The organism is Salinadaptatus halalkaliphilus (assembly GCF_006543045.1).
Taxonomy (GTDB): Archaea; Halobacteriota; Halobacteria; order Halobacteriales; family Natrialbaceae; genus Salinadaptatus; species Salinadaptatus halalkaliphilus.
On record NZ_RBZW01000072.1, the window covers coordinates 1 to 1,787 of the forward strand.

Consider the following 1,787-nt stretch of genomic DNA (forward strand, 5'->3'; position numbering starts at 1 on the left):
GGGCCGTGACGACGACATCGAGGACATGAATATGCTCGTGCAGGCCGGCCTCGATTACGACGTCGTCCGGGATGAGCTCGAAGCCCAGATCGAACGCCTGAGGGACGATCAGTTCGCCACGTTCGCGAGCGAGGCCTTGGTCGAACTCGAGGAGCAGTACGGGGTGACCACGCCGATCGAGGCCCGCGTCTAGGAGCTCACGAATCGGTACTACTGGGGCTCGAAGTCCTCCAGGCACTCGACGAGCCGATGGCCATCGACGAACTGGCTGCCGAACTGGAGCTGGATACCGACGAGGTTCACGACCGGCTCGCGTATCTCTCAACGTTCGACCGAGTCCACCGAGATGGCGACACAGTCCGTCCCATTGAGTAGATTACGAACGGTGTCAAGCGACGACAGAGAAGGCTGATGCGAAGACTCGCAGCGAGCACCGCGTCTACGAGCTGTTGAAAGAGCAGGCGTTCCTCGGAGTCGTAGAATCGACTCGAACCAGTGGTGGCCGGGGTGAAGGCAGTTATCTCGAGCATCGGCTGGTTCAGGATACCGGCATCGTGTTGCAATCTGTCCTCCGGGACAGCCGGTTAGAGGATTTGTCCTAGCTCACGTTTCAGTGACTTCCCACACCCCTGATCACGAGTGTATCTCTTGATACGTCGGAAACGTGGGGTGCAACCTCCTCAATCGTGGCCGATATCCCGTTCAATCTGAAGACTGAGCGCAATCGCCGAACCAAATATTTGGCCGTATCTTCCTAGTAATGATTCATCTGGCCGAGAGCCCATCCTGCAGCCTTTTGTACTTCCATACTGCTGTCCTCGTCTCGCCGTTCCTTGAGCGGTCCAACAGCTGTTTTCGCGCCAATGTAGCCGAGCGCGCGACACGTACTGATCCGTGTATGTTCACTCTCTGCCCCAAGTGCGTCGATCAAGACGTCGGTTGCGTGCTCAACGTCACTCGGATACTGTTCTGCAACCCGAGCTAAGATATAGGCCGCATTTTGCTTCGCATAGTCATCATCGTCGTCGACAAGTCTACTGATGTTCTCGAGGTCGTACAACATACTCGCTGGATGGTGTTCCGCCAGATCCGCCAGTACACCAGCAGCATTTGCTCGAGTTCGAGCAGCAGATGTATCTAAGAGATCAATCATCGTCGGGGTCGCCATCTCTACAGCGTCTGGGTACTCCTTTGCGACGTATCCAAGCACGGCGATCGATCCCGCTCGGTGGCTCGAGTCGGGGTTTTTGATGTAGGTATGGAGATCAGAAACGACGGGAACTACGACGTCGGCTTCGGCCTCAGCAATATCGATCAACGCTTGAACGGCTTTCTGTTCTTCGGGCGGGTCCTCCTGAAGGAGGGTAACCAGATTCGGAACAGCGTCTCTGACGGCTCCCGGATGTGCTTCAGCAATCGCAGCAACAAATCGAATACCCTCCTCGAGGATACCGCCATCGGATGCTGGCTCGAGCAGCGGAATTATCTCATCGGTAACTGGGACCCCCATGTCGGGATCGTGTTCGGCTAGCAGCGCCAGACAACTGAGAGCTCCAAACCGTGTGAGAATAACATCACTGTCTAACTGATCGACTAGCACTGGGCGTTTCGATACGATATCAGCTGCGCGTTCGGGAATCAGCCGCCCGAGTGCAGTCAATGCATGCATCTGCGCTTTCTCGTGGTCAGAGTGAACAAGCGTGACTAATTCATCGATATTGGCTTCATCGGGCGAACCACCCACCGTCCGGTCAAGATACTCTGCTCGATGCACATCTGCCTTGCCG

General features: G+C 56.1%; 1 protein-coding gene and 2 pseudogenes. 2 read left to right on the forward strand and 1 reads right to left on the reverse strand.

Going from position 1 to position 1,787, the window contains the following annotated elements; translation table 11 throughout:
- Nucleotides 1–375: pseudogene (locus tag D8Y22_RS23255) on the forward strand (hypothetical protein); the annotation flags it as partial.
- A 2-nt stretch (nt 376–377) separates the two neighbouring features.
- Nucleotides 378–602, forward strand: a pseudogene (locus D8Y22_RS19730) (cell division control protein Cdc6); the annotation flags it as partial.
- A gap of 152 nt (nt 603–754) precedes the next feature.
- On the opposite strand, the gene D8Y22_RS19735 reads toward D8Y22_RS19730, so the two are convergent.
- The coding region (locus D8Y22_RS19735) for a HEAT repeat domain-containing protein (protein WP_217350909.1) at nt 755–1,787 on the reverse strand (1,033 nt) is incomplete at its 5' end.